This is a genomic window from Aeromonas sp. sif2433, from assembly GCF_019218705.1.
Classification (GTDB): Bacteria; Pseudomonadota; Gammaproteobacteria; order Enterobacterales; family Aeromonadaceae; genus Aeromonas; species Aeromonas encheleia.
Window position 1 is genome coordinate 655,560 of the sequence record NZ_JAHUXD010000001.1, and the last position, 26,383, is coordinate 681,942.

Below are 26,383 nucleotides of genomic sequence, written 5' to 3' on the forward strand. Positions count from 1 at the left end.
CATGCTGCATACCACCCCACTCACCCTGTTTCTGGATGGCCGCCCCCTGCTGGTGCTGCCCCCCCTCGAGGTGGCCCCCGGCGAGGTGCTGACCCTGATGGGGCCGAGCGGCTGCGGCAAGAGCTCGCTGCTGGCAGCGCTGGCGGGCGTGCTGCCCGCCGGGGGCCCCCTCCGGCTGAGCGGCGACATCTATCTGGGTGAGCGGTTGCTCACCCCCTTGCCCCCTCAGGCCAGGCGCGTCGGCATGCTGTTTCAGGACGATCTGCTGTTTGCCCACCTGACGGTGGCGGAGAACCTGATGTTCGGCATGCCCGCCCAGCTCCAGGGGCTGGCGGCCAGGCGAGCGCGCGCCCTCGAGGCACTGGCGCAGGTGGCGCTCGGCGATCAGGCCGACAAGCTGCCGGGCCGGCTCTCCGGCGGCCAGAAGGCGCGGGTCAGCCTGCTGCGGGCGCTGCTGGCCGAGCCGCAAGCCCTGCTGCTGGACGAGCCCTTCTCCCGGCTGGACAAGCCGCTGCGCAGCGCCTTTCGCACCCTGGTGTTCGAGCAGATCAAGTGCCTGAACATACCGGCCATCCTGGTTACCCACGACGAGGAGGATGCGCCGGGCGCCATCCTGACCCTGACCACCCCCTGTTCCGACAAAGAGGAAGCCGACCTTGTTTGACCGCCACCTGATCCCCCTCATTCGCCGTCCCCTCCAGCTGCTGGCCGCCCCCCTGTGCAGGGCCGGGATCAGCGCCAACCAGGTCAGTCTCACCGGCTTTGCCATCGGCATGCTGGCCTTGCCGCTGCTGGCGCTGGGATGGCACGGCTGGGCGCTGCTCGCCATCCTGTTCAACCGGCTGCTGGACGGACTGGACGGGGCCGTGGCGCGGCAGACGGGGATCACCGACTGTGGCGGCTTCCTCGACATCAGCCTCGACTTCATCTTCTATGCCGCCGTGGTGCTGGGCTTTGCCCTCGGCGCCCCCGCCAACGCCCTGCCCGCCGCCACCCTGCTGTTCGCCTTCATGGGGACGGGCTCGAGCTTCCTGGCCTTCGCCATCATGGCGGGCAAGCGCGGCATCGAGAACCCCGTCTACCACCACAAGTCGCTCTACTATATCGGCGGTCTGACCGAGGGCAGCGAGACCATCAGCCTGTTCGTGCTGATGTGCCTGTGGCCCGGCGCCTTCGGGCCGCTGGCCTACGGCTTCGCCCTGCTCTGCGTCATCACCACCCTGACCCGGCTCTGGAGCGGCTATCACACCCTTCGTTGAGGAAGGGCACCAAGCGCTGGCGGCGAATCAATCAGAGGATGAATAGCGGCCCCCCGCCATGCACTGAGCACTTGCGCACCGGCGCCAATGTCTTACCATGACGACACTCCTTATTCAGGCCTTCGAGAACCCTATGCGTCGCCTTGTCTGTGTCCTCACCCTATCCGCCTTCCCCCTGCTTTATGGCTGCAGCAGCACACCGGCTCCAACGCCCGTGGTCAAGCCACAGCCAAAGAGCGCCTTCATCAACCAGACACCACCGAGCAAACCCCTTTATAGCCAAGGGGTTAGCAAGGGCGACTTCGCCAATCGTCCCAATGTGGACAGATTCGTGCAGCGCATGGTGCAGAAGCACGGTTTCGACAGTGCGCAACTGCATCAGGTGCTGGCCCAGGCCCAGCGCTACGACTGGATCATCAAGCTGATGGACGCCCAGGCCCCCACCACCACGCCGCCGACCGGCCCGACCGGTGCCTGGAACCGCTATCGCGCCAAGTTCATCACCCCGGACAACGTGCAAAACGGCGTCAGCTTCTGGCGTGAATACGAGAGCGAGCTCAACCGGGCGCAGCAGATCTACGGGGTGCCACCCGAGATAATCGTCGGCATCATAGGGGTGGAGACCCGCTGGGGTCGGGTGATGGGCAAGACCCGCATCCTGGATGCGCTTGCGACCCTGGCCTTCGACTATCCGCGCCGGGCCGAATTCTTCACCAGCGAGCTGGAAGCCTTCCTGGTGATGACCCGGGATGAGGGCATGGATCCCGCAGAGCCCCAGGGCTCCTATGCCGGCGCCATGGGCTATGGCCAGTTCATGCCGTCCAGCTTCCGCAGCTATGCGGTGGACTTCGACGGCAATGGCCATACCAACCTGTGGGATCCGGTGGATGCCATCGGCAGCGTGGCCAACTACTTCAAGGCCCATGGCTGGGAGAAGGGACAACCGGTGGCGGTGCGCGGCCAGGGCCAGCTGCCCGGCTATGAGCACGGCTTCCAGACCCGCTACCCCGTCGCCACTCTGCGCGGGGCCGGACTGGTCCCCACCGGCTCCCTCGGCAATCACAACGAGGCGAGCCTGCTGCGCCTGGATGTGGGCACCGGTTATCAGTACTGGTACGGTCTGCCGAACTTCTACGCCATCACCCGCTACAACCACAGCACCCACTACGCCATGGCGGTGTGGCAGCTGGGTCTGGCGGTCAGGGATGCCAGGGGCTTCTGAGAGCCGTCACCTACCAACCAAAACGGGCCCGCTGGGCCCGTTTTGTCATTCGTTTTCCAGCAACCAGCGCTTGAGCAGCCCGGCCAGCTGCGCCTGCTGCTGGTCCGTCAGCGGGGCCAGCAGGCGGCGCTCGTTCGCCACGTGCCGCTCCACCGCCCTGTCGATCAGCTCATGCCCGTCCGCCGTCAGGCAGACCAGCAGGCTGCGCCTGTCGCTCGGGGCCGCCTGTCGCTCGATCAGGCCCCGCTCGGCCAGCTTGTCGAGCCGGGCCGTCATGGCCCCCGAGGTCAGCATGGCGGACTGGTAGAGCTGGGTCGGCGTGAGCGGCTCGCCGGCACGGCGCAGGGTCGCCAGGATGTCGAAGTCGGAGCCCAGCAGGCCGCACTCCTTGAGCTCTTCATTCACCTCGCGCCCGGCGATCGCCGCCATGCGCGCCACCCGCCCCAGCACGCCCATGGGCGAGCAGTCGAGATCCGGTCTCTGCCGGGCCCACTGCGCCAGCAGCAGGTCTACATGATCACTGTCCATCCAGACTCCATTATCTTTTCGTAAAGATACTTGATAATAAACCAACTCGCGGCTAATTTATCTTTACTTGAAGATACTTGTCCATGAGATAGCCATGCCACTGCTGATTGCCCTGCTCGCCCCCCTGCTCTGGGGCAGCACCTATGCCCTGGTCAGCCTCTACCTGACCGACTACTCCCCCTACTGGGTGGCGGTGTGGCGCGCCTTGCCCGCCGGCCTGCTGCTGCTGGTGCTGCATCCCCGCCGACCGCCGCTGATCTGGAGCAGGCAGTTCCTGCTGGCGTTTTGCAACATCACCGCCTTCTTCGCCCTGCTGTTCGTGGCGGCCTTCCGCCTGCCGGGCGCCGTGGCGGGCACCCTGGGCGCGACCCTGCCGCTGATCCTGATGGGGCTGGCCTGGTTGCAGGATGGCAAACGGCCGAGCCTGAAATGGCTGCTGCTGGGGCTGATGGGGCTGGCGGGAGTGCTCCTGCTGCTCAACCCCTCCGCCAACCTGGATCCCATCGGCGTGGGCTGCGCCCTGCTCGCCACCCTGCTCATCGGCCAGTCCAGCCGCTGGATGCAGCGCTGGCCGGTGAGTGATCTGCTGGCCCTCACCGCCTGGCAGCTGCTGCTGGGGGGGCTGATGCTGATCCCGCTGGCCTGGTGGCTGGCGGGCCCCATGCCGATACCCCAGCTGGCGAGTGCCCCCGCCTTTGCCTGGCTGATCCTGCTCAACACGGCGCTGGCCTACTGGGCCTGGCTGTGGGGCCTCAAGCGCCATGGCCCCGAGGTGATGGGCATGCTGGCCCTCACCAATCCCATGGTGGCGGTGTCGCTGGGGGTGCTGATGGTGGGTGAGACCCTGGACGGGCGTCAGTGGCTCGGCATCGGGGTGATCCTGCTCTCCCTGTTCCTGATGAAGCTGCCGACGCGCTCCTTCTTCAAACGCTGGCAAGTCCGCAAGGCGAGCACCGGCAAGGCCGGCAATGACTGACCCGCGAGACGAATGGCTTGAATAGCCAACAGGATGCATAAAAAAAGAGGAGCCACCAGGGCTCCTCTTTTTATTCAGGATCTGGCGATCCGCTAGGTCAGACGCCGGCCTTGGCCAGGGCGGCGGAGACGATCAGCTGGGCCTCCTGCTGGATCAGATCCAGGTGTGCCTCGCCCTTGAAGCTCTCCATGTAGATCTTGTAGATGGACTCGGTGCCGGAGGGGCGCGCCGCGAACCAGCCGTGCTCGGTCACCACCTTGAGGCCACCGATGGCGGCGTCGTTGCCGGGCGCGCGGGTCAGCTTGGCGAGGATGGGATCCCCTGCCAGGGTGGAGGCTTCAACCAATGCCGGATCCAGCTTGGAGAGCACCGCTTTTTGCGCGCTGTTGGCCGGGGCATCGATGCGACGGTAGCTGGAGCGGCCGAACTTGGCCTCCAGGGCGTCGTAGTGGGCCTGGGGATCCTTGCCGGTCACGGCCAGGATCTCGGCGGCCAGCAGGGCCAGGATGAAACCGTCCTTGTCGGTGGTCCAGACGCTGCCGTCCTTGCGCAGGAAGGAGGCACCCGCGCTCTCCTCGCCGCCAAAGCCGAACTCGCCGCTGTAGAGGCCATCGACGAACCACTTGAAGCCGACCGGCACCTCTTTCAGGGTGCGGCCAATCTCGCCCGCCACCCGATCGATCATCGAGGAGGAGACCAGCGTCTTGCCGACCGCGGCCGTCTTGGGCCAGCCGGTTCTGTGGGTGAACAGGTACTGGATGGCCACCGCCAGGTAGTGGTTCGGGTTCATCAGACCGGACTTGGTGACGATGCCGTGGCGATCGTAGTCAGGGTCGTTGCCCAGCGCGATGTCGAACTTGTCTTTCAGGGCGATGAGGCCGGCCATGGCGAAGGGGCTGGAGCAATCCATCCGGATCTTGCCGTCCTTGTCCAGGGTCATGAAGGAGAAGGTGGGATCGACGCGATAGTTGACTACCTCGATGTCGAGCTCATAGCGCTTGGCGATCACGTCCCAATAGGCCACGCCGGAGCCACCCAGGGGATCGACCCCGATCTTGATGCCGGCCCGCTTGATGGCCGCCAGATCCAGCACATTTTCCAGATCGTCCACATAGGGGGTGACGTAGTCGTGCTCGACCACCAGGGCGCTCTTGAGGGCCTCGGCGAACGGCATCCGTTTCACCCCGGCGAGGTTCGCCTCCAGGATGGCGTTGGCCCTGTCCTCCACCCACTTGGTGATCTCCCCTTCGGCGGGGCCGCCGTGGGGCGGGTTGTACTTGAAACCACCGTCTTCCGGCGGATTGTGGGACGGGGTGATCACCACCCCATCGGCCAGGGCCGCCGGCTTGCTGGCGTTGTGGCGCAAAATGGCGTGGGAGATGACCGGGGTCGGTGTGAAACCGAGGCCGGCCTGGATGCGGGTCTCGACGCCGTTGGCCGCCAGCACTTCCACCGCGCTGGCGAAGGCGGATTCAGAGAGGGCGTGGGTATCCATGCCGACAAACAGCGGGCCAGTGATGCCGGCCTGCTGGCGATACTCCACCAGCGCCTGGGTCACCGCCAGGATGTGGGATTCGGTGAAGGCGTTGTGCAGGGCGCTGCCGCGGTGGCCGGAGGTGCCGAAGGCCACCCGCTGCTCGGGGCGGCTCATGTCCGGCTTGTTGAGGTAGTAAGCGCTGACCAGACGGGGAATGTTGGTCAAGTCGCTGAGACGGGCCGGCTGACCGGCGTGGGGATGCTGTGCCATGGCGTTTTCCTTGCATGAGGCCTTGCCCGGCAAGGCCTGAGTCTTTGATGCGTTAAACGGTGCCGCACACCTGAGCGGTCAAGACTTCATCGTAACCCATGCTGGTCATCAGCTGGGCCACCATGTTCTGCTTGCGGCTGGTGTTGGTATTGGTGATCACCCAGAACGGGGTATCCGGCACCTGCTTGGGCTTGGTGGTGCTGCCACTGGCACGCAGCGCCTCGGGGTCCCGCGAGAAATAGACGCGCTTGCGCCCCTTGATCTCGGTCGCCTGAGTGAAACTCTCCGGGTTGTCCCGGTAGAGGCTACTCAGCACCAACATGAAGCGGTTGATGGACTTCTCTTCTCTTTGCAGCTCACCCGAGTCGAGCAGGGCCTGCAACCCCACGGCATCGGCGACCACACGCGGCTGGGAGGCCGCCACGGGCTCGACCACAGGCACGGCAATGTGGGAGGGCTGTTCCAGCAGACGGCGCAGGATATCGGAGGCACTCTCGCCGATGTGCCGGGTCTGGCTGGCGATATAGAAGTAGAGATCGTCATCAAGCTCGATGGTTTTCATAGGGATGCGCTGGACTCGTCGAAATTCGGATGCGGCGATTATACATAGGCAAACCCGGCAGCCCAAGGGAGTGGCTGGCAGATGTGCATGAATCTCATCGAGAATACGGCATAATGCGGGTCCAAGTGTGTGATCCCCCGCACTGATAAGGGATCCCGGGGTCGTCTTTTTGGAAAAAAACCACAAGAGAGACCAGCCCAAGAGAATGAAATCCTTTTCTTTCAGTGCGTTAAGAATCTGGCGAAACAGCCCACGACCGATAAGGTGTTATTTTGCAACACAATCAGCTTTTGCATTTCAAGGAACAGGGCCAGGGCCCTGCCGTCGTCCTGATCCACGGCCTGTTCGGCAGCCTGGACAACCTCGGCCTGCTGGCTCGCCCGCTCAGTGAACACTTCAGGGTCATCAGCGTCGATTTGCGCAACCATGGTGCCTCCTTTCACTCGGACGAGATGAGCTACCTGCAGCAGGCGGCGGATGTGATCGCCCTGCTGGATCATCTGGCGCTGGATCAGGTGGCGATAGTCGGTCACTCCATGGGCGGCAAGGTCGCCATGCAGGTCGCCAAGCAGGCCCCCGCGCGAGTCGGCCGGCTGGTGGTGGCCGACATAGCCCCGGTGGCCTACCCCCATGCCCGTCACCAGAATGTGTTCGCCGGGCTCAATGCCACCCTGGCCAATCCGCCTCAGAGCCGTGCCGAGGCCGAGGCCCTGCTGGCCCGGTATGTCGAGATCCCCGGCGTGCGCCAGTTCCTGCTCAAGTCCTTCGCCAAGGGGGAGTCCGGTTGGGGCTGGCGCTTCAATGTGCCGGCGCTTGAGCGCAACTACGCCAACATCATGGGCTGGCCCGACGACCAGACCCGCTTCGAGGGGCCGACCCTGTTCATCAAGGGGGGCGATTCCGACTATGTGCAGCCCCAATATACCGAGACTGTGATGGCACAATTCCCGGCCGCCAAGACCCGCGTCATCGCCGGAACCGGTCACTGGCTGCACGCCGAAAAGCCGGTGTTGTTCAACAAATTGGTTGTGGATTTCCTGTCGACAGGCGGTTAACAGTTTCAAATCCTTTGTGATATAGTGCGCCCGTCATAAGGAGTGCGCGCAATCCATGCTGAGTGAACATATCGATCTGATCGAGAGTCTGGGCCTGAAGCTGTTCTTCGTGGCCATCTTCCTGCTGATTGGTCTGGCCATTCACGACGTGCTCAAACGCGGCAACGTGCCCCGCTTCGGTCGTCTCATCGTCTGGCTGGTTCTGTTTCTGGGTTGCGCGGGTTTTGTCGCCAAGGGGCTGATCGAAATGGGCTGGGAAGGCTCAGGGATCGGCTAACTACTTTTCATCTGTGATGTATGGCCAAACAGCAAACTGATCGAACAACACTGGATCTGTTCGCAACTGAGAAGCGCCCCGGCAGGCCAAAGACCAATCCACTCCCCCGTGAGACCCAACTCAAGATCAACAAGCGCAATCAGCTCAAGCGCGATCGGGAGAACGGCCTGAAACGGGTAGAGTTAAAGGTGGAGGCCGAGTTGCTGGAGCGCCTGAACCAACTTGCGTTACAACAGAACGTCAGCCGAGCCGAGCTGATCCAATCTATCCTGAAGCAACAGATTGAGTCTGCTTTTGCAGCAGGCATCGCAATCTGACCGTTAAGCATTAACACCAAATACGGGTAACTAAACACTATGGCTAGTGTAGGTCTGTTTTTCGGCAGCGATACCGGTAATACCGAAGCTGTCGCCAAGATGATCCAGAAAGAACTGGGCAAACAACTGATTGAAGTCCGTGACATTGCCAAGAGCAGCAAGGCCGACATCGACAGCTTCGATCTGCTGATGTTCGGTATCCCGACTTGGTACTACGGCGAAGCCCAAGCTGATTGGGATGACTTCTTCCCCGAGCTGGAAGAGATCGACTTCACCAACAAGCTGGTCGCCATCTTCGGATGCGGCGATCAGGAAGATTATGCCGAGTACTTCCTCGATGCCATGGGCACCCTGCGCGACATCGTCGAGGCCAAGGGCGCCATCATCATCGGCAACTGGCCGACCGCGAGCTACGAGTTCGAAGCCTCCAAGGCCCTGGTCGATGACAAGCACTTCGTCGGTCTGGGTATCGACGAGGATCGCCAGCCGGAGCTGACCGCCGAGCGCGTCAAGGGCTGGTGCAAGCAGTTGCACGAAGAGATGTGCCTGAGCGAGCTGGAGTGATCTCCCTCCTCTGACAACAAGGGCCCCGCTGGGGCCCTTGTTGTTTCTGACTCTCGCCTCAGCAGGTGGCCTACTCGGTCGCTCTGTGTTCCGGTCTGGCGCGCACGTAGAGGGTGCGCTTGACCTGGGCCACCAGCTCACCCCCCTTGTCCTGCACCTGCACCTCGAACTCGGGGAAGTGCTTGTCTCCGCGCTCGGTGGCCGCCACGATCGATGCCAGCTTGGCGTCGGTCAGGGTGAACTCCGCCACCAGCATCCCCTTGCCCGGCTTGATGTAGTTGATGCTGCCCGCCTTGTCCCAGACGTAATAGCGATTCTTGAAATGACCCATCAGCATCAGCGGATAGATGGGGTCCGTCATGGCGAACATGCTGCCGCCGAACTGGGTCCGGTTGGCATTCTTGTTCCACCAGCGGGATTTCAGGGTGACCCGACAGAAGCGAAAATCGGGGCTCAGGGTTTCGATGTTGATGCCGGCTCCCCAGAAGGGAGGCCAGGCGTTGAGGGCGTGGCGCACCCAGGCCGCGTTGCCAAAAAGCCAATCCATGGATCTCATCCGACCAGACAATAGAGAAATTACATAGTATCAACATTTCCGGGCGGAGCAAGCCTAGCCACTGCGGGGTATATTTATACTCCAAGGGGGCTGAACATGCTAAAGCCCTTGAATTGCTGGGTTTATTTTTAACTTGGCTACGACCTATAATGACAGGCCATACGAGTTCGTGGTTGCCATTCCTTCGGCAGTCAATCAGAATAACCACACCTTCGAGAATGCGAATTAATAGAATATGGCAGACAACAACCAAGCGTTAAAAAAGGCCGGGCTCAAGATCACCTTGCCCCGCGTCAAAATCCTGGAAATCCTGCAACAGCCGGACTGCCAGCACACCAGTGCGGAAGATCTGTATAAACGGCTGATCGATCAGGGTGAGGAGATTGGTCTCGCTACCGTCTATCGCGTTCTCAACCAGTTTGATGATGCAGGTATCGTCACCCGTCACCACTTCGAAGGCGGCAAGTCGGTGTTCGAGCTGGCCACCCAGGAGCATCACGACCACCTGGTCTGCCTCGATTGTGGCAAGGTGATCGAGTTCTCCGACGAGGTGATCGAGCAGCGTCAGCGCGACATCGCCAAGGTGCACAACATCCGCCTGACCAACCATAGTCTCTATCTCTATGGTCACTGCGCGAACGGCGACTGCAAGCACGACGAATAACGCCGTCGGCCCGCGAGCAGCAATGAAAAAGCCAGCATGATGCTGGCTTTTTTGTGTCCGCAAGGGGGCGGGTGATGGACAGGGTCTCCCCTGCCCTTCTCGCATCAGCCTTCGGCCTTGCCCCAGACGTCGCGCAGGGCCACGGTGCGGTTGAACACCAGGTGCTCCGGGCTGGAGAGCTTGTTGTCGGCACAGAAGTAGCCTTCGCGCTCGAACTGGTAGGCAAACTCCGGCTTGGCATCCTTGAGGGAGGCCTCGACCCGGGCACCGGCGATGATCACCAGCGAATCCGGGTTGAGCGCCGCCTCGAAGTCATCCTCGGCAGCGGGATTCGGCATCTTGAACAGACGATCGTAGAGACGGATCTCGGCCGGCAGGGAGTGAGTGGCGCTGACCCAGTGGATCACCCCCTTCACCTTGCGGCCATCGGCCGGATCCTTGCCCAGGGTCTCGGGATCGTAGGAACAGTAGACGCAAGTCACCTTGCCTTCCGCATCCTTCTCGACCCGCTCGGCCTTGATGACATAGGAGTTGCGCAGGCGCACTTCCTTGCCCAGCACCAGGCGCTTGAACTGCTTGTTCGCCTCTTCCTTGAAGTCTGCCTCGTCGATGAAGATCTCGCGGCTAAAAGTCAGCTCGCGGCTGCCCATCTCGGCGTTGTTCGGGTGCGCCGGTGCGGTCAGCACCTCGTCGCCCGCCAGGTTCTCGATGACTACCTTGAGCGGGTGCAGCACGGCCATGGCACGCGGGGCGTTCTCGTTGAGATCGTCGCGGATACAGGCTTCCAGCATGCTCATCTCGACGATGTTGTCCTGCTTGGTCACGCCGATGCGCTTGCAGAACTCGCGGATGGAGGCCGGGGTGTAGCCACGGCGGCGCAGACCGGAGACGGTCAGCATGCGCGGATCGTCCCAACCGCTGACGTGCCCCTCGGTCACCAGCAGGTTCAGCTTGCGCTTGGACATGACGGTGTATTCGAGGTTCAGGCGGGAGAACTCGTACTGACGGGGGTGGCAGTCGATGCTGATGTTGTCCAGCACCCAGTCGTACAGCCGGCGGTTATCCTGGAACTCCAGGGTGCACAGGGAGTGGGTGATCCCCTCCAGGGCGTCCGAGATGCAGTGGGTGAAGTCGTACATCGGATAGATGCACCACTGGTCACCGGTCTGGTGGTGGTGGGCAAACTTGATGCGATAGATGACGGGATCGCGCATCACCATGAAAGGTGAAGCCATGTCGATCTTGGCGCGCAGGCAGGCGCTGCCCTCGGCCATCTCACCGTTCTTCATCTTGGCAAACAACGCCAGGTTCTCTTCGACGCTGCGATCGCGGAACGGGCTGTTCTTGCCGGCTTCGGTCAGGGTGCCACGGTACTCGCGCATCTGCTCGGGGGAAAGCTCGTCCACATAGGCAAGACCCTTCTCGATGAGCTCGATGGCGTAGCCGTGCAGCTTGTCGAAATAGTCGGAGGAGTAGCAGATCTCACCGCTCCACTGGAAGCCGAGCCACTGCACGTCCTGCTTGATGGACTCCACGAACTCGATGTCTTCCTTCGCCGGGTTGGTGTCATCGAAGCGCAGGTTGCACTGGCCCTGGTAGTCGCGGGCTATGCCGAAGTTCAGGCAGATGGACTTGGCGTGGCCGATATGCAGATAACCGTTCGGCTCGGGTGGGAAACGGGTATGCACGCTCTTGTGCTTACCGCTGGCCAGATCTTCATCGATGATCTGACGGATAAAGTTGGTTGGGCTGCTCGCCTCGGTCATGAATTCACCTCGAATGTCTCAGCTCGTGGGGCAACCGCGCGCCCCCGCTTAGAAACCGTCAATGATCCACTATTCATCCATGAGGCTCAACAGGAATTTGCCGCCACGGCAAGTGGGCCGCGCCACCAGGCCCCATTTGTGCTGGGGCCGACAAGCTTCCCACCTAGTGGACCCGCTAAACCTCACGCGGCTTAGTCTCATCCGGGTAAATCCTAAAATAGATCAATTCATATGGGTCTAGAATTAAATGGTCTCTTGTGAGTACACACAAAATACTTTTATCACGACAGTTCCAATACAAAAGCTCAAAAATACAAATCAAACACCACATAAGTCAGCTTATTATTCTGACAAATCGCATCAACTCAACATAAGATGCAACAATCCATTTTCCAAACCACTCAATCCTTAGTATTCTATTTATCATTTTCTGCAGCGACATCAAGGAAGATGACCGACAGCACCTGTCCCTCCTCGCTTCCCCGATCCGCTCGCCTCATCCTCACACAGGTAGCTGAACCATGTCCTATCCCTTATCAAGACGTGAATTCATCAAGCAGTGCGTCATCGCCGGCATCGCCGTCTACAGCGCCCCCCTCCTCGCCAACCTCTCGCTGTCCGGTATGGAAGACGAGATCTTCGATCCCGAGTTGCTCGGCCAATGGAAGCAGGGCGGCAAGGTCAAGTTCCGCAGCGACGGCCTGGCCAAGGTGACCGGTCAGAAGATCTACAGCCGGGACTATCGCGCCCAGGATCTGGCCGGCTGGCCGTCCCAGCAACAACATGCGCTGCTGATCCGGGTCGACAAGGCGGATCGCGTCTATCTGGGGCTGGATCTTTCCATGCTGCCTGCCAATGCCCAACCGGTTCGGGTCGTCACCGCCGCCGATCTGGTGCGCGACGGCGTCGAGCTGCCCTCCTTCTACGGCATCAACATGATGGTGAGCGAAGGGGCCACCCCGGATTATCTGGGTCATGCGGCCGCCATGCTGATCTTCCAGGACTTCGCCAGCTTCAACCGGGCCAAGCAGATCCTGCAATTCAACGACAAGGTGATCCGTTACGGTGAGGTTGTGCCGCTGGTCGCCACGACCCGCGATCCCTGGGCCTGCTGGCGCATCATCCGGATCGAGGGCAAGCTCGGCATGAGCGACCAGTACAGCACCTTGAAGAACGGGCTCTTCTTCCCGGCCATCGTCAGCCACCAGCCGGTGTGGCCGACGGCCAAGGCCGATGGCAACGCGGGCGAACAGGGGATGTATCAGGCCGAGCTGGTGCACAAGGAGCTGGAGGCCGAGGACGCCCTGGTGCTGGATCGCAGCTATCAGACCCAGTTCATCGAACCCATGATGATGGAGCCGGAAAACTTCAACGGCTGGTTCGACGCCAAGGCGCGCACCATGCACCTGGTGATAAGCACCCAGTCCCCTCACGACTTCTACTACCAGGCCGCCGAGATGCTGGCCAAAGGCCCGCTGGCTGGCAAGGTCGACAAGCTGGTGGTGCACTCCCCCTTCATCGGCGGTGGCTTCGGCGCCAAGGATCACACCATATTCCCCTTCTATGGCCTGCTCGCGACCATTTATGGTGACGGCCCGGTGCGCCTGGCCAACGATCGTTTCGAACAGTTCCAGGGTGGCCTCAAGCGTCATCCGTTCAACATGCACAACAAGCTGGTACTCGACAAACAGAGCGGCCAGTTCCGCGCCCTGATCTCCTCCATGACGGTTGACGGTGGCGGTCGCCTGAACTTCACCGGCTCGGTGGCCAGCGTCGGCGCCAGCGCCATTCAGGGCGTCTACTACCTGCCCAAGAACGACATCACGGCGGTCGCCCTGCCGTCCGAAAATCCAGATTGCGGCTCCATGCGCGGCTACGGCTCCCTGCAAACCATGGCGGCCATGGAGATGATGATCAACGAGGCCGCCGCGCTGCTGAAGATGGACCCGCTGGCGCTGCGGCGCCGCAACCTGATCAAGCCCGGCCAGCCCAATACCCAGGGCGCCATTCCCCAGGGCAACAACCGTTACCCCGAGATCCTGGCGATGGCCGAGCGGCACGAGATCTGGGCCCAGCGCCAGGCCAGGAAGCAGGCTTACGAGACCCAGCACCCGGACCGCCTGCACGGCACGGGTTTCAGCATCACCACCAAGGACTATGGCACCGGCGCCGTGGCCCCCTCCGCCTGCGTCGAGTTGACAAGCAAGGGGGAGATCCTCCTCAAGATCAGTGGCATGGAGATGGGCACCGGGATCCAGACCTCCCAGGCCGAGATCGTCAGTCGCTACTTCGGCCAACCGGCCGACACCATAGATCTCGCCGAAATCGCGCTCTGGGAGAGCTTCAAGCTGGTCGAGACCGATAACCCCTACACCATCTCCCAGGAACGCCAGGACGAGATGCAGAAGAACCCGCGCTGGACGCTGGCCATTCCGCAGGCCTCCTCGGCCTCCATCTCCTCCTACTTCCAGAGTCACGCCACTGTGGCGGCGGCCCGCATCCTGTTCGAGCAGACGCTCTGGCCGGCGGCGACCGCCATCTGGCGCAAGCAGTTCTTCGTCGGCCAGGCCGGCCTGGATCTGGGCCCCGCCAGCGAGGCGAGCTGGACCCCCGCCGGGTTGACGACCCGTGGCATGCCACCGTTGCCGCTCTCCCTGCTGGCGGCCCATGCCCACACCAACGGCCTCATCACCGGTGCCATGGTGCACAGCTTCAACCGCTGGGCCTGGGCCGAGTGCGACTTCACCATCGAGGGTCAGAGCCAGCGCCTGCCCATAGATGCGCTGGCGTTGCGCTACGGTGACGGCGCCAGCAGCGCGCAGCGGGCACAGGCCGATGCCAACGGCTACCAGCTGCTCGATCGCACCCAGGCCCACTATCCCAGTACCAACCTGAACAACGCCATGGTGACCTACTACGCCCCCTGCGCCACCCTGGTCGAGATCGCGCTGGAGAAGGGCTCGGGCAAGGTGCACATACTGTCCGCCCACAGCTGGCTGGACGCCGGTCGGGTCATAGTCCCCGAACTGGTGGAAGGGCAGATCCAGGGCGGCCTGGCCATGGGGGTCGGTCATGCCCTCTATGAATATCTGCCGTCAGGCCAGGAAGGGCCGGGCAACGGCACCTGGAACCTGAACCGCTATCAGGTCCCCCTGGCGCACCAGCTGCCGGTCTGGAACCTGACCCACACCCTGCTGGAACCCCTCTCGCCGACCGATGCCACCAAGGGCATTGGCGAAGTGGTGATGATCCCCGTGGTCGCCGCCCTGGTCGAAGCCATCTATCAGGCGACCGGCACCCGCTTCTATCATCTTCCCGTGACTGCAACCGACATTCAGAAGGCCATCCAATGATCACCGTAAACATGACCATCAACGACCGTCTCATTGGCCCGATCGAAGTGGATGACAACACCATGATGATCGACTTCCTGCACGAGTATGTGAACCTGACCGGTACCAAGTTCGGCTGTGGCGTCGGCGTCTGTCATGCCTGCACCATAGTCGTCGACGGGGCGGATGGCAGCAGCGAGAGCGTGCGCACCTGCGTCAACGGGGTTGGCCGCTTCAATGGCCAGCGCATACGCACGGTGGAAGGCCACGCCAAGCGTAACAACTTGGGCAAGATCATCGCCCTGAGTCCGGTGCAGAAGACCTTCCTGGATCACTTCTCCTTCCAGTGCGGCTGGTGTACCTCTGGCTTCGTCAACGAGACCACAGTGCTGCTGGAGCGTCTGCGCAAGCAGCCGGTGGCCATGGCCGATCTCGAATCCACCATAGAGGGTGCGCTTAAAGATCACGTCTGCCGCTGCACCGGTTACAAGAAGTATTACGAGGGGGTCAAGGCCATGTTGATCTCGGAGGGGGTAGTACGCACATGATGCTCTCCAAACTCGCATTCGCACTCTTGCTCGGCGCAGGCACGGTGTCTGCGGCCGACGCCCAGGATCCGCAGGTGGCACAGGGAGAATACCTGTCCAAGGTCGGCGACTGCGCCGCCTGCCACACCGCCGAGGGTGGCCAGAAGTATGCCGGTGGACTGGCGTTCAAGACGCCTTTCGGCGTCATCTACTCCACCAACATCAGCTCCGACAAGGCCCAGGGAATCGGTAGCTACAGCTATCAGGATTTTTATGAGGTGATGCACAACGGCAGCGCCCCCAATGGCCGCCTCTATCCCGCCATGCCCTACACCTCCTATCACCTGGTCACGGATGAGGACATGAAGGCGCTCTACGCCTACTTCATGCAGACCAAACCGGCCGCCACCCCGAACCGTGACAACGAGGTCGGCTTCCCCTTCAACGTGCGCACCGGCCTGCTGTTCTGGAACCTGGTGGCCCATGAGGACAGCGCCTTCGAAACCGATCCGGCCAAGAGCAGCAACTGGAATCGTGGCCGCTACCTGGTGGATGGGCTGGGGCACTGTGGCGAATGCCACACGCCGCGGGATACCTTCATGGCGATGGACGACTCCGGCTACCTGAAAGGGGCCATGATCGAGGGGGTGATGGCCCCGGAGATCACCGCCACCGAGCTCAGGCGCCAGGGCTGGACCCATGACTCCCTGACCCGGCTGCTGCGCAAGGGCTACTCGGTCAAGGGCGGCGTCTTCGCCGGCATGTATCCCGTGGTCGAGAAGAGCTTCGCCTACCTGACCGACGAAGACATGCACGCCGTCACCAGCTACCTGCTGGACAGCGACACCCCGCTGCCGGAGCCAGAGCCCAAGCAAGTCACCCTGGATAGGGCTCACCCCGGCTATGGGCTCTACCGGGACTACTGCGCCGGTTGTCATGGCCAGGAGGGCCAGGGCAAGCCGAACGTGACACCATCCATGTACACCAATGCCACCCTGGATCAGGCGACTCCGACCAACACCCTGGCGGTGCTGCTGCGCGGGATCCCGGCCCAGAGCTACAGCCAGACCGAGCGCTTCGCCCCCATGCCAAGCTATGCCAAGGAGCTCAACGAACAGCAACTGGCGGATCTGGTCAACTTCCTGCGCCAGACCTGGGCCCATCAGCCCTCCACCCTGAGTGCAAGCGACATCGAGGCGCTCAAGAAGGAGATCGTCGAGGCGCACGATGAGTAGCGGTCAGCTGGAGGTGCTGCGTCAGAGCCTCGCCTGGCTCGCCCAAGGAAAATCTATCTGGCTGTGCAGCATAGTGGCGACCTACGGCTCGGCTCCCCGCCCGCAAGGGGCCCTGTTCGCCACCGACGGCAGTCGCCGCAGCGGCTCCATCTCCGGCGGCTGCATCGAGGATGCCTTCGTCGCCATGTTGGCCAGGGGGGAGCATGACTCGCCCCTGAGCCTGCTGGACTATGGATCCCATCTGGCCCCCGATGGCAGCGAGTTCGAGCTGCCGTGCGGCGGCCGCATCCGGCTGTTGGTCGAACGCCTCTCAGGGGACGAGGCCGTCGCGGATCTGAACGAGTGGCTGAGCAGGCTGCAAGGTGCCCTCCCCTTCGTGCGGGAGGTGCAACTAGGCCTGGGGGTGCGCTCCTATCTGGCCGACGAGATGCAGGGCGAGCAAGAGGAGCCAGGCAGGGTGCGGCTGAGCTATGCCCAGCGCTGGCGCCTGCTGCTGCTGGGGATCAGTCAGGTGAGCGAACAGGTGGCCAGACTGGGACAGGCCGCTGGCTTCGAGGTGTTGCTGTGCGACACCCGCGAGGCATATAGCCCCGACTGGCACTGGGGGCCGGAGCAGGGCGGCATAGCGGTGGAGTGGTGTGACCCCGAGCGTTTCGTCGAGCGTCATGTCACGGCCCGGAGCGCCGTGCTCGCCCTGGCCCACGATCCCAGGATCGACGATGCCGGCTTGATGGCAGCACTGGAATCAGAGGCCTTCTATCTGGGCGCCATGGGCTCGGTGCGTACCAGCGAGCGCCGCCTGGAGCGATTGCAGCGCATCGGTGAGATCAGCCGGGAGCGGCTCGACAGGATCCATGCACCGATCGGGCTGCCTATCGGTAGCAAGGCCCCGATCGAGATCGCCATCGCCACCCTGGCCGAGGTGATCGCCGCCCGTCATGGCATTCGCCTGAGGCTTCGCCAAGATGCGGCCTGAGCGGATAGCCCTGCTGCTGGCCGCCGGCTTCTCCCGCCGCTACGGCAGCGACAAGCGACTGGCGGGCTCCCCGCCCCTGATCCTGCGCACCCTCGCCACCCTGCTCCCCTGCCATGACCGCGTGCTGGTGGTGCTCAGGCAGCGAGACGAGGCGTTACGCCAGCTGCTGGCGCCGACGGGCGCCCTGATCACCCAGGTGCCGGCAGATGGCGGCATGGGTGACAGCCTGGCCCACGGCGTCCGCACCCTGCTCGCCCAGGATTGGCCTATCCAGAGTCTGCTGGTGGCGCTGGCCGATATGCCCCATCTCTCCCACACCAGCCTGCTGGCCTTGCAGGCTGCCCAGCAGGGTCACTCGCTGGTGCGGCCCCTCTACCAGGGTCAGCAGGGGCATCCCGTTAGCTTTCCCGCCGATCTGCTGCCCGAGCTGGCCCGCCTCTCTGGTGAGCAAGGCGCCAAGCCGGTGCTCGATCGCCACGCCGACCGCCTGATCTGCCTGACGCTGGATGATCCCGGCTGCGTGTGGGATATCGACCGACCCGAAGACCCTCTCTGATCCACCCCGACGACGACGCCGGCAAAACGCGGGCAAAAAAAGCCCCGCACCAGGCGGGGTCACAAGTGATGAAAAACAGACAATACACACACACAACAAAGGCTCACACGCACAGTCAACCTTTCCCAAAACCGATGACATATCGGCCTTGGGAAAGGCGGGTCTTGCGACCCGCCTGGTGTTAGCGGTTGACAGCTATCAGTTCAGTTCGGTGACGCGGCTGGTGCGCTTGCCATCGAAGCTGGTGGTACGCAGGTAGACCTTGCCGTTCACGCTCGGCTTGGCCGCGGCGTCATAGGCGCTCCAGCTCTTGCCATCCAGGCTGTACTGGATGGGCAGGCCCGGCAGATCCACGTTCGCTTCCAGCTTGCCGTTGACGACCTTGGCACCCGGTACCGAGAGACGGTACTCGACGCCGTAGGCTTCCAGCTTCGCCAACTCGCGCTGACCCAGCAGGTTGGCGAACTGGTTCCACTCCTTGTCCAGGGTGGCCTTGTTGACATGCTTGGTCTCGCCGGAGAACTCGCGACCCTTCACATAATCCAGCTCGAAGCCACCCTTGTGCCAGGCACGCTCGGCCACGGAGAAGATCCGTGGGTAGACCATGTACTCGTACTGGGCGTCGGTACGCACGGTTTCGCCCCACTGCTGACCGGACATGCCCTTGAACTTGACGGGATCCTGGTCACCCTTGGCCACGAAGGCGTTGCCGTCGCGATCGGTCGAGGTCTCGGCGTTCTGCGGCAGGTTTTCCGGGGCGAAGTTGAACAACTTGCGGGTGTCGGTGAAGCGAGTCGCCCAGTAGTAGCCACGCTCGGCCGGATGCACCTCGTTCGGGAAGTCCAGGTAGAGGTAATCCGGGTTGGACAGCACCACGTCATAACCCTTGTGTGCCCACGCCATCGCATTGTTGAAGCCGCCCCAGTAGAGGGTTTCCCAGAAGTTGACCTGGGTCTTGTCGGTGGCGAAATCCTTGGCGCCGTCGGCGTACTTCAGGCCATCTTCCCACGCCATCAGGGTGGAGTAGCCATCCGCCTTGACCATCTTGGCAACTTCCTTCGCGTAGTAGACCATCAGCTCATCTACGCTCTTGATCTTGCCCTCGTCGATCATCTTCTGGCACAGCGGGGACTTGCCGAACGGCTTGTCCTGCTTGCTCCAGTCGGCGTTGCCCTTCCAGGCCACCAGATCTTCTTTCTTGGTGACGGCCGGATCCTGGTAACCATCGCGGATCATGATGTTCTTCGCCTCGTCACCACCGTAGTGCCAGACGGTCAGCGGCTGGCCGGCGGCCTTGTGCATGGCGCCGACTTCATCCATGACCTTGGCCACGAAGGCGGAAGAGCCCGGCTGGCAAGGGTTGATGAAGGACATCTTGTCGTAGAACTGGACCGAGGTGATGTTGGAGGTATCGGCCGGATCGAGCAGACGGTACTGGTTCGCCTCCTGCTCTTTACCCTCGGCCATCAGCCGCTTGTAACGCGCCTCCATGGAGACCACGGCGGCACGGGCATGCGCTGGCATGTTGACCTCGGGGATCACGGTCACACCGCGCGCCTTGGCGTAACGAACCAGGTCGATATAGTCGGACTTGGTGTAGAAACCGCTGCCCATGTTGTCGCTGGTCGGGCCTGAACCCAGCTGCGGCAGGATGCACTTGGTTTCGGACAGATCGTGGCAACGTTCGCCACCGACGTCGGTCAGCTCCGGCAGGCCCGGGATCTCGATACGCCAGCCTTCATCGTTGGTCAGGCCCAGGTGCAGGGTGTTGAGCTTCTTGGACGACATCTGGTCGATCAGCTTGCGCAGGGTTTCCGGGCCACGGAAGTGGCGGGCCACGTCGGTCTGCATGCCGCGGTATTCGAAGCGCGGGGCATCCTCGACCGCCATCTGGCTGACCAGCTTGTCGTTGACCCCCAGCAGGGAGATCAGGGATTGCGCGCCCCAGAAGGCGCCGTCGATGTCGTGGCCCTGGATCAGCGCGCCCTGCGAGCCGATGTTCATGTCATAGCCTTCGGCCTGCTTGACCTTGCTGCCGAGCTTGATGGTCACTGGGTAGCCGGTGTCGGAGAGGGTAACACCCAGCTTGGTCAGTGACGCCTTGATGGCTTCGGCACGGTCGGTCGGCAGATCCAGCGCGTTGAGTTTGATGCTGGAGAGATCGACCTGCGGACCCGCCTTCACCACCTGCTTGAGCGGGGTTGGCATGATCTGGTCGTCGATCTTGCTGGCCGGCAGCAGCGTGCTGGCCTGATTGGCAGCGAAACGGGTCTCGCTGTTCATCAGGATGTTCTTGTCATCCTTGGTGCGCTTCCAGCCGTCGGCCGGCATCGGCTTCTCGTAACTGGTGGCATCTTCGATGTTGGTCATGCTGGCGATCACCTTGGGCTCGGCGCCCTCGGTGGCGACGTACCAGTTCGGCATGATGTCGCTTTCAAACAGCACCCAGTACTCCACCACCAGCGGCACTTCGACCGCAGCATCCTTGGCAAAGCCCTGGAACTTGTCGGTCGGCGTCATGCGATAGAGGTCGCCGGTCAGGTGGGTGATGGTGAACTGGTCGTTGTCCACCCGCTGGATGCGGCGGATGGAGTGGATGTAGATGTTCCAATCCTTGGAAGTCACGTCCGCACCGGTGTTGGTCAGGTGCAGCTTGGCAACGCCACAGCTCGCCCACTCGGAACCCAGCGCCTGACAATCCAGACCGGCACTGGCACCGTCGTTGGTGACCACTTCATACTTGACGACCAGGTTGCTGGCGAGGGAATCGACCACGGCTTGCTTGGCGGCATCGGCTGCCTGTACCTGAGCGGCACAAACGGTAGACATGGCAATGGCTAACAGAGAATGTTTCAAGTTCATAACTGCTGCTCTCATTTGAAGTAAAGGTTGGATTTTCTTGGCTTTTTTTATATGGGGCCCCTAAGCGGGGCCCTTAGTTATGTCAACAATGGACTTAGACTTGAGGTGAGCTTGCGCTCGATTAACGCAGGGATTTCATCTCACCGGCGATGATTTCGGCCAAGGGGCCCAGAATCACCTGCAGGTTCTGCTCACCGAGCTTGACCACACCGGCCGCGCCCAGGGCTTTCAGCTTGCGCTCATCCACGATGCTGCGGTCTTTCAGGGTCAGACGCAGACGGGTGATGCAGGCATCGATGGTTACCAGGTTATCTTGACCACCCAGCACTTCCAGATACTGGCGAGCCAGCTCGGTGCGGTCGGTAATCTGAGCCTGTACCGGCACGGCTTCGTCATCTTCACGACCCGGAGTCTTCAGGTTGAACTTGACGATGACGGCACGGAAGATGGCGTAGTAGAGGCCGAAGAACACCAGGCCCTGCACCAGCAGCATGTACCACTGGGTAGCCAGCGGGTTACGGCTGGAGAGCACCATATCCACCAGACCGGCACTGAAGCCGAAACCGGCGATCCAATGCATGCTGGAGGCGATGAACACGGACAGACCGGTCAGCAGGGCGTGGATGACATAGAGCACCGGCGCCACGAACATGAAGGAGAACTCGAGCGGCTCGGTCACACCGGTGAAGAAGGCGGCAAAGGCGGCTGCGATCATGATGGATGCAACTTTCTCTTTGTGCTCTTTCTTGGCGGAGTGGTAGATGGCCAGCGCAGCGCCCGGCAGACCGAACATCATGATCGGGAAGAAGCCAGCCTGGTACATACCAGTGGTACCGACCACGGCCTTGCCGGCGTCGATGGAGCTCTGACCGCCCAGGAAGTTCGGGATGTCGTTGATGCCCGCCACGTCAAACCAGAACACGGAGTTCAGGGCGTGGTGCAGACCGACCGGGATCAACAGACGGTTGAAGAAGGCGTAGATACCGGCACCGGTGGAGCCCATGCTGACGATGGATTCACCGAAGTGCACCAGGCCACCATAGATAACCGGCCAGACGGCCATCAGGATGAAGGAGACCACGATCATGACAACGGAGGTCACAATCGGCACCAGACGACGGCCGGAGAAGAAGGCCAGCGCCTTGTGCAGCTCGACGCTGCTGAAGCGGTTATACAGCTCGGCGGCGATGACACCACAGAGGATACCGACGAACTGGTTGCTGATCTTGGCAAAGGCAGCCGGGACCTGATCGGCCGGGATACCCTTGATCTGGGCAACGGCGCCCGGGCTCAGCAAGGTGGTGACCACCAGGAAACCGACCAGACCGGCCAGCGCGGCAGAGCCGTCTTTATCCTTGGACATGCCATAGGCAACACCCACGGCGAACAGCACAGGCATGCTGTCGATGATGGCGGCACCCGCCTTGATCAGGAATGCAGCCACCGGGCTGCCACCGCCCCAACCGTTCGGGTCAATCCAATAACCAATCCCCATAAGGATCGCTGCGGCAGGCAATACCGCTACCGGCACCATCAGGGCACGGCCGATCTTTTGTAAATAACCGAGAATGTTCACGGTTCCTCTCCTTAGTTGATGTTTTTCTAGAATTAAGTGCTTATCACGTTCGACGCATAAGCCATCAAGGCTTGATTGGCAGTCTATGGGTTTTATTTCGCTGCGCAAATTAATAAACCAACATTCGTGATCATTATCACTCAACAGAGATAAAGGTAACGGATAGATGTGGCTTAGTTCGCAATCTTTATTTACGCTATAAAACAACTTGAATCCATCTAAAATCCCTTGCCGTCGATAGACCGGCCGCAACCCGTACAGAGGTATCTAAAATGCGCCTGATCCCGTTGAAGTCCGCCAGCCAAGTGGGTCTCTGGTCTGCCCGTTACATCGTTGACCGCATCAATGCGTTCAAGCCGACCAGCGATCGCCCCTTCGTGCTGGGCCTGCCGACCGGCGGCACCCCGCTGACGACCTACAAGCGCCTGATCGAGCTGCACCAAGCCGGCGAAGTGAGCTTCGAGCACGTGGTCAGCTTCAACATGGACGAGTACGTGGGTCTGCCGGCCGAGCACCCGGAGAGCTACCACAGCTTCATGTACAACAACTTCTTCAACCACGTGAATATCCGCCCGGAAAACATCAACATCCTCAACGGCAATGCCGAGGATCTGGTGGCCGAGTGCAAGCGTTATGAAGACAAGATCAAGTCCTACGGCAAGATCAACCTGTTCATGGGCGGCGTCGGCAATGACGGCCACATCGCGTTCAACGAACCGGCCTCTTCCCTCTCCTCCCGCACCCGGGTCAAGACCCTGACCGAGGACACCCGCATCGCCAACTCCCGCTTCTTCGGTGGCGACATGGAGCAGGTGCCCAAGCTGGCGCTGACCGTGGGCGTCGGCACCCTGATGGATGCCGAAGAGATCATGATCCTGGTAACCGGTCACGGCAAGGCCCTGGCCCTGCAGGCCGCGGTGGAAGGTTGCGTCAACCACATGTGGACCATCTCCACCCTGCAACTGCACCCCAAGGGCATGATGGTGTGCGACGAGCCCTCCACCATGGAGCTGAAAGTCAAGACGGTCCGTTACTTCCAACAACTGGAAGCCGCCAACATCAACCGTCTGTAAGGAGCCGTCATGTACGCACTGACTAATTGCACCCTCTATACCGGCAGCTGCGTGCTGACCGGCCACGGCGTACTGATCGAGGGCGACAAGATTGTCGCCATTGTGCCCCGGGCAGAGCTGCCCGCTGAGGCAGTTCAGCATGATCTGCACGGCGCCAACCTGAGCGCCGGCTTCATCGACGTCCAGCTCAACGGCTGCGGTGGCGTCATGTTCAACGGCCACATCACCACCGAGACCCTGGCCATCATGCAGGCGGCCAACCTGAAGTCCGGTACCACCAGCTTCCTGCCGACCCTGATCACCAGTCCGGATGCGGACATGAAGCAGGCGGTGGCGGTCACCCGCGACTACATGGCCGCCCACCCCAACGAGGTGCTCGGCGTCCATCTGGAAGGGCCTTACACCAACCTCAAGCGCAAGGGCATCCACCCGGCCGATCAGATCCGCCAGCCGGCCGACGAGATGATCGACTTCTTCTGTGACAACAGCGATGCCATCGCCAAGATCACCCTGGCACCGGAACGTAACAAGCCGGAGCACATCCGTCGCCTGGTCGAGGCGGGCATCCTGGTCTCCGCCGGCCACACCGCCGCCAGTTATGAGCAGGCCATGGCCGGGTTCGACAATGGCATCCGCTTCGCCACCCACCTCTACAACGCCATGACCCCCACCCTGAACGGGCGCGAACCCGGGGTGGTCGGTGCCATCTATGATCGCAAGGATGTCCATGCCGGCATCATCGTCGATGGCCATCACGTGCACTGGGCCACAGTGCGCCTAGCCCACAAGATCCTCGGCGAGCGGCTGGTGCTGGTAACCGATGCCACCGCGGCGGCGGGCGCGCCGGAAGGCTTTGAGAAGTTTGATTTTTGTGGCGCAACCGTCTATTTCCGCGATGGTCAGTGCGTCGATGAGAATGGTACACTCGGCGGTTCTGCCCTCACCATGATCGAAGGGGTGGAAAATCTGGTCAAACAGGTCGGATTACCGCTCGATGAAGCACTGAGAATGGCCACCCTTTACCCCGCACGCGCCATTGGATGGGACTCACGTCTCGGTAGTATCCAGGTCGGAAAAATTGCCAACCTCACCGTCTTTGATCAGGCCTTCACGGTCTGCGGGACCGTGGTTAACGGACACTACACACAACAGTGACACTATGACTGGCGGACAAATAGCAAACGTAGATCTCATCAAGCAGGTTAACAGTGCGGTCGTGTATCGGCTCATTGACCTGCAGGGGCCCATCTCGCGGGTCAAAATTGCCGAGTTGAGTCAGCTGGCCCCGGCCAGCGTGACCAAGATAACCCGGCAACTGATCGAGCATGGGCTGATCAGGGAGACCTCGCCGCAGGCATCGACCGGCGGACGACGGGCCATCTCCCTGACCACCATCAAGCATCGCTTTCAGTTTGTCTCTGCCAAGCTCGGCCGCGGCTACCTGCAGCTGAGTCTCTATGATCTCGACGGCAAGGAGCTCGATCAGCACATCACCCAGGTGACCGAGATCGAGCAGCAACCCGTGGTCGACATGCTGCTGCGGGAGATTGGCGCCTTCATCGACGCCAACGCCGAGCGCAGTCGCAACCTCATCAGTGTCGCACTCACCATGCCGGGCCTGGTCAATCCGGAATCCGGCATGGTCATCTACACCCCGACCTACCAGATCCGCAACCTGGCGCTGGCCAAGCTGCTCGAGCACCATTTCAACCTGCCCTGCTACGTGGGCAACGATACCCGCTCGCTGGCGCTGGCCGAGCACTTCTTCGGCGAGTCCCGCGACTGCATGGACTCCATCCTGGTGAGCGTGCACCAGGGCACCGGCTCCGGCATCATCACCAAGGGCAAGGTGTTCCTCGGCCAGAATCGCAACGTCGGCGAGATCGGCCACATCCAGGTCGAGCCCCTCGGCAAGCGCTGCCACTGCGGCAACTTCGGTTGCCTGGAGACCATCGCCTCCAACGAAGCCATCGTCGACAAGGTCAAGGAGCTCATCAGCCGTGGCCACCTGAGCGCCCTGCAAGACAAGCACATCACCATCCAGGAGGTGTGCAAGGCCGCCGTGGCGGGGGATGAGCTGGCACGCAGCGTGATCGAGAACGTGGGGGAACATCTGGGCCGGGCCATCGCCATCACGGTCAACCTGTTCAACCCGCAGAAGGTGTTGATCGCCGGCGAAATCACCGCCGCGGAGGAGATCCTGATCCCGGCCATCCGTCGCTGCGTCGAGCACCAGTCCCTGCCCAGCTTCCACCGTGGCCTGCCCATCGTGAAGGCGCGCTTCCAGAACCAGCCCACCATAGGCGGCTTCGCCCTGGTCAAGCGCTCCCTGCTGGAAGGGGATCTGCTGCAGATCATCATGGAGCAGAAGTAGTCCTGCTCCCTCCAATAAAAAACGGCAGCCATCGGCTGCCGTTTTTGTTTTATGAAGCGTGACACCCGAATTCGCCCCCGGGGTTTGAACAGGCTCGGCTCCGGCCGAGAAAACCGGGTCCGCACAGCTAGGTTCCCCAACATATGACTGGGGGCGGCAGATAGTGCTGGAATGAGCCTGATGTGACCGGCCTGCCCGGATCACCCGCAGCTTATCGCGGTGCCGCCATGCCCTCCCCCTTCCCCAATAAAAAAGGCTATGTCCCAATTACGTGTTGCATGGGGCGCCCAAGCGCCTCATGCAAGCAACGTGGAACATCCACTTCCCGCCCATAACGCTCCAGCATCCGTCGCCAGCCCAGATAATTCCTCAGATAGTG

At 61.8% G+C, this 26,383-nt stretch carries 24 protein-coding genes and 1 pseudogene; 17 read left to right on the plus strand and 8 right to left on the minus strand.

The window, feature by feature from the left end:
- Nucleotide 1 precedes the first annotated feature (1 nt).
- From KW825_RS02840 to mltB, 3 genes are all read left to right on the plus strand, one after another.
- Nucleotides 2–664, plus strand: coding sequence for an ATP-binding cassette domain-containing protein (locus KW825_RS02840; RefSeq protein ID WP_218328136.1), 663 nt, complete (start codon nt 2–4; stop codon nt 662–664).
- Nucleotides 657–1,259, plus strand: a complete 603-nt coding sequence (locus KW825_RS02845; protein ID WP_218328137.1) for a CDP-alcohol phosphatidyltransferase family protein — start codon at nt 657–659, stop codon at nt 1,257–1,259. Before KW825_RS02840 ends, KW825_RS02845 begins: the two co-directional genes overlap by 8 nt.
- A 133-nt stretch (nt 1,260–1,392) precedes the next feature.
- Nucleotides 1,393–2,481, plus strand: coding sequence for a lytic murein transglycosylase B (gene mltB / locus KW825_RS02850; RefSeq protein ID WP_218328168.1), 1,089 nt, complete (start codon nt 1,393–1,395; stop codon nt 2,479–2,481).
- A gap of 45 nt (nt 2,482–2,526) precedes the next feature.
- Here the strand turns inward: mltB and KW825_RS02855 are convergent, their stop codons facing one another.
- Entirely contained in the window at nt 2,527–3,009 is a 483-nt protein-coding gene (locus KW825_RS02855; RefSeq protein ID WP_042651368.1) for a MarR family winged helix-turn-helix transcriptional regulator, read from the minus strand.
- 94 nt (nt 3,010–3,103) lie between these two features.
- Between KW825_RS02855 and KW825_RS02860 the strand changes: the two genes are divergently transcribed.
- Nucleotides 3,104–3,985 carry a DMT family transporter gene (locus KW825_RS02860; protein ID WP_218328138.1) on the plus strand — a complete coding sequence of 294 codons (882 nt, stop codon included), beginning with the start codon at nt 3,104–3,106 and terminating at the stop codon, nt 3,983–3,985.
- Nucleotides 3,986–4,082: 97 nt separating this feature from the next.
- Here KW825_RS02860 and pgm read toward each other — a convergent pair whose 3' ends face one another.
- Nucleotides 4,083–5,732, minus strand: coding sequence for a phosphoglucomutase (alpha-D-glucose-1,6-bisphosphate-dependent) (gene pgm / locus KW825_RS02865; RefSeq protein ID WP_218290128.1), 1,650 nt, complete (start codon nt 5,730–5,732; stop codon nt 4,083–4,085).
- Between the two features lie 52 nt (nt 5,733–5,784).
- Nucleotides 5,785–6,294, minus strand: coding sequence for a replication initiation negative regulator SeqA (gene seqA, locus KW825_RS02870; protein ID WP_218328139.1), 510 nt, complete (start codon nt 6,292–6,294; stop codon nt 5,785–5,787).
- Nucleotides 6,295–6,584: 290 nt separating this feature from the next.
- Between seqA and KW825_RS02875 the strand changes: the two genes are divergently transcribed.
- The 4 genes from KW825_RS02875 to fldA are packed head-to-tail and all read left to right on the plus strand — an operon-like array spanning nt 6,585 to nt 8,507.
- Complete coding sequence (locus KW825_RS02875; RefSeq protein ID WP_218328169.1) at nt 6,585–7,349, plus strand: alpha/beta fold hydrolase; 765 nt, start codon at nt 6,585–6,587, stop codon at nt 7,347–7,349.
- 55 nt (nt 7,350–7,404) lie between these two features.
- Nucleotides 7,405–7,626, plus strand: a complete 222-nt coding sequence (locus KW825_RS02880) for a DUF2788 domain-containing protein (protein ID WP_005325663.1) — start codon at nt 7,405–7,407, stop codon at nt 7,624–7,626.
- A 20-nt stretch (nt 7,627–7,646) separates the two neighbouring features.
- Entirely contained in the window at nt 7,647–7,943 is a 297-nt protein-coding gene (gene ybfE / locus KW825_RS02885) for a LexA regulated protein (protein WP_042651364.1), read from the plus strand.
- Nucleotides 7,944–7,982: 39 nt separating this feature from the next.
- The gene (fldA, locus tag KW825_RS02890; RefSeq protein WP_042651363.1) at nt 7,983–8,507 is read left to right on the plus strand and encodes a flavodoxin FldA; all 525 of its coding nucleotides are present in this window, start codon (nt 7,983–7,985) and stop codon (nt 8,505–8,507) included.
- 70 nt (nt 8,508–8,577) lie between these two features.
- Here the strand turns inward: fldA and KW825_RS02895 are convergent, their stop codons facing one another.
- On the minus strand, nt 8,578–9,054 hold the full coding sequence (locus KW825_RS02895) for a DUF4442 domain-containing protein (protein WP_218290124.1): 477 nt from the start codon (nt 9,052–9,054) through the stop codon (nt 8,578–8,580).
- Nucleotides 9,055–9,298: 244 nt separating this feature from the next.
- Between KW825_RS02895 and fur the strand changes: the two genes are divergently transcribed.
- A complete protein-coding gene (gene fur, locus KW825_RS02900; RefSeq protein ID WP_042651361.1) occupies nt 9,299–9,727 on the plus strand; it encodes a ferric iron uptake transcriptional regulator in 429 nt (142 codons plus the stop codon).
- Nucleotides 9,728–9,831: 104 nt separating this feature from the next.
- Here fur and glnS read toward each other — a convergent pair whose 3' ends face one another.
- Nucleotides 9,832–11,493: a glutamine--tRNA ligase gene (glnS, locus tag KW825_RS02905; RefSeq protein ID WP_218290119.1), complete on the minus strand. Its 1,662-nt coding sequence runs from the start codon at nt 11,491–11,493 to the stop codon at nt 9,832–9,834.
- A gap of 521 nt (nt 11,494–12,014) precedes the next feature.
- On the opposite strand from glnS, the gene KW825_RS02910 reads away from it, so the two are divergent.
- The 5 genes from KW825_RS02910 to KW825_RS02930 are packed head-to-tail and all read left to right on the plus strand — an operon-like array spanning nt 12,015 to nt 18,119.
- Nucleotides 12,015–14,846 (plus strand): xanthine dehydrogenase family protein molybdopterin-binding subunit, encoded by a 2,832-nt coding sequence (locus tag KW825_RS02910; RefSeq protein WP_218328140.1) that lies wholly within the window; start codon nt 12,015–12,017, stop codon nt 14,844–14,846.
- A complete protein-coding gene (locus tag KW825_RS02915) occupies nt 14,843–15,373 on the plus strand; it encodes a (2Fe-2S)-binding protein (protein WP_218328141.1) in 531 nt (176 codons plus the stop codon). The genes KW825_RS02910 and KW825_RS02915 overlap by 4 nt, the downstream gene beginning before the upstream one ends.
- Nucleotides 15,370–16,587: a cytochrome c gene (locus KW825_RS02920; RefSeq protein ID WP_218328142.1), complete on the plus strand. Its 1,218-nt coding sequence runs from the start codon at nt 15,370–15,372 to the stop codon at nt 16,585–16,587. The genes KW825_RS02915 and KW825_RS02920 overlap by 4 nt, the downstream gene beginning before the upstream one ends.
- A complete protein-coding gene (locus KW825_RS02925) occupies nt 16,580–17,563 on the plus strand; it encodes an XdhC family protein (protein WP_218328143.1) in 984 nt (327 codons plus the stop codon). Before KW825_RS02920 ends, KW825_RS02925 begins: the two co-directional genes overlap by 8 nt.
- Nucleotides 17,553–18,119, plus strand: a complete 567-nt coding sequence (locus KW825_RS02930) for an NTP transferase domain-containing protein (protein ID WP_218328144.1) — start codon at nt 17,553–17,555, stop codon at nt 18,117–18,119. The genes KW825_RS02925 and KW825_RS02930 overlap by 11 nt, the downstream gene beginning before the upstream one ends.
- 198 nt (nt 18,120–18,317) lie before the next feature.
- Here the strand turns inward: KW825_RS02930 and KW825_RS02935 are convergent, their stop codons facing one another.
- Both KW825_RS02935 and nagE read right to left on the minus strand, forming a co-directional pair.
- Nucleotides 18,318–20,981 (minus strand): beta-N-acetylhexosaminidase, encoded by a 2,664-nt coding sequence (locus tag KW825_RS02935; RefSeq protein ID WP_218328145.1) that lies wholly within the window; start codon nt 20,979–20,981, stop codon nt 18,318–18,320.
- Between the two features lie 121 nt (nt 20,982–21,102).
- Nucleotides 21,103–22,557, minus strand: coding sequence for an N-acetylglucosamine-specific PTS transporter subunit IIBC (gene nagE, locus KW825_RS02940; RefSeq protein ID WP_042651353.1), 1,455 nt, complete (start codon nt 22,555–22,557; stop codon nt 21,103–21,105).
- 272 nt (nt 22,558–22,829) lie between these two features.
- Here nagE and nagB point away from each other — a divergent pair, with 272 nt between their 5' ends.
- From nagB to KW825_RS02955, 3 genes are read left to right on the plus strand one after another with little or no spacing between them, the layout of a single operon-like run.
- Nucleotides 22,830–23,630 (plus strand): glucosamine-6-phosphate deaminase, encoded by an 801-nt coding sequence (gene nagB / locus KW825_RS02945; protein ID WP_042651352.1) that lies wholly within the window; start codon nt 22,830–22,832, stop codon nt 23,628–23,630.
- A gap of 9 nt (nt 23,631–23,639) precedes the next feature.
- Nucleotides 23,640–24,785 carry an N-acetylglucosamine-6-phosphate deacetylase gene (nagA, locus tag KW825_RS02950; RefSeq protein ID WP_218290104.1) on the plus strand — a complete coding sequence of 382 codons (1,146 nt, stop codon included), beginning with the start codon at nt 23,640–23,642 and terminating at the stop codon, nt 24,783–24,785.
- A gap of 4 nt (nt 24,786–24,789) precedes the next feature.
- Nucleotides 24,790–26,004, plus strand: a complete 1,215-nt coding sequence (locus KW825_RS02955; RefSeq protein WP_042651350.1) for an ROK family protein — start codon at nt 24,790–24,792, stop codon at nt 26,002–26,004.
- 256 nt (nt 26,005–26,260) lie between these two features.
- Here KW825_RS02955 and KW825_RS02960 read toward each other — a convergent pair.
- A pseudogene (locus tag KW825_RS02960) lies at nt 26,261–26,383 on the minus strand (IS1595 family transposase); the annotation flags it as partial.

Coding starts and splice junctions, on each gene's coding strand:
- KW825_RS02840 (WP_218328136.1), top strand. CDS start 2: ATGCTGCATACCACCCCACTCACCCTGTTTCTGGATGGCCGCCCCCTG.
- mltB (WP_218328168.1), top strand. CDS start 1,393: ATGCGTCGCCTTGTCTGTGTCCTCACCCTATCCGCCTTCCCCCTGCTT.
- KW825_RS02855 (WP_042651368.1), bottom strand. CDS start 3,009: ATGGACAGTGATCATGTAGACCTGCTGCTGGCGCAGTGGGCCCGGCAG.
- KW825_RS02860 (WP_218328138.1), top strand. CDS start 3,104: ATGCCACTGCTGATTGCCCTGCTCGCCCCCCTGCTCTGGGGCAGCACC.
- pgm (WP_218290128.1), bottom strand. CDS start 5,732: ATGGCACAGCATCCCCACGCCGGTCAGCCGGCCCGTCTCAGCGACTTG.
- seqA (WP_218328139.1), bottom strand. CDS start 6,294: ATGAAAACCATCGAGCTTGATGACGATCTCTACTTCTATATCGCCAGC.
- KW825_RS02880 (WP_005325663.1), top strand. CDS start 7,405: ATGCTGAGTGAACATATCGATCTGATCGAGAGTCTGGGCCTGAAGCTG.
- ybfE (WP_042651364.1), top strand. CDS start 7,647: ATGGCCAAACAGCAAACTGATCGAACAACACTGGATCTGTTCGCAACT.
- fldA (WP_042651363.1), top strand. CDS start 7,983: ATGGCTAGTGTAGGTCTGTTTTTCGGCAGCGATACCGGTAATACCGAA.
- KW825_RS02895 (WP_218290124.1), bottom strand. CDS start 9,054: ATGGATTGGCTTTTTGGCAACGCGGCCTGGGTGCGCCACGCCCTCAAC.
- fur (WP_042651361.1), top strand. CDS start 9,299: ATGGCAGACAACAACCAAGCGTTAAAAAAGGCCGGGCTCAAGATCACC.
- glnS (WP_218290119.1), bottom strand. CDS start 11,493: ATGACCGAGGCGAGCAGCCCAACCAACTTTATCCGTCAGATCATCGAT.
- KW825_RS02910 (WP_218328140.1), top strand. CDS start 12,015: ATGTCCTATCCCTTATCAAGACGTGAATTCATCAAGCAGTGCGTCATC.
- KW825_RS02915 (WP_218328141.1), top strand. CDS start 14,843: ATGATCACCGTAAACATGACCATCAACGACCGTCTCATTGGCCCGATC.
- KW825_RS02920 (WP_218328142.1), top strand. CDS start 15,370: ATGATGCTCTCCAAACTCGCATTCGCACTCTTGCTCGGCGCAGGCACG.
- KW825_RS02925 (WP_218328143.1), top strand. CDS start 16,580: ATGAGTAGCGGTCAGCTGGAGGTGCTGCGTCAGAGCCTCGCCTGGCTC.
- KW825_RS02930 (WP_218328144.1), top strand. CDS start 17,553: ATGCGGCCTGAGCGGATAGCCCTGCTGCTGGCCGCCGGCTTCTCCCGC.
- KW825_RS02935 (WP_218328145.1), bottom strand. CDS start 20,981: ATGAACTTGAAACATTCTCTGTTAGCCATTGCCATGTCTACCGTTTGT.
- nagB (WP_042651352.1), top strand. CDS start 22,830: ATGCGCCTGATCCCGTTGAAGTCCGCCAGCCAAGTGGGTCTCTGGTCT.
- nagA (WP_218290104.1), top strand. CDS start 23,640: ATGTACGCACTGACTAATTGCACCCTCTATACCGGCAGCTGCGTGCTG.
- KW825_RS02955 (WP_042651350.1), top strand. CDS start 24,790: ATGACTGGCGGACAAATAGCAAACGTAGATCTCATCAAGCAGGTTAAC.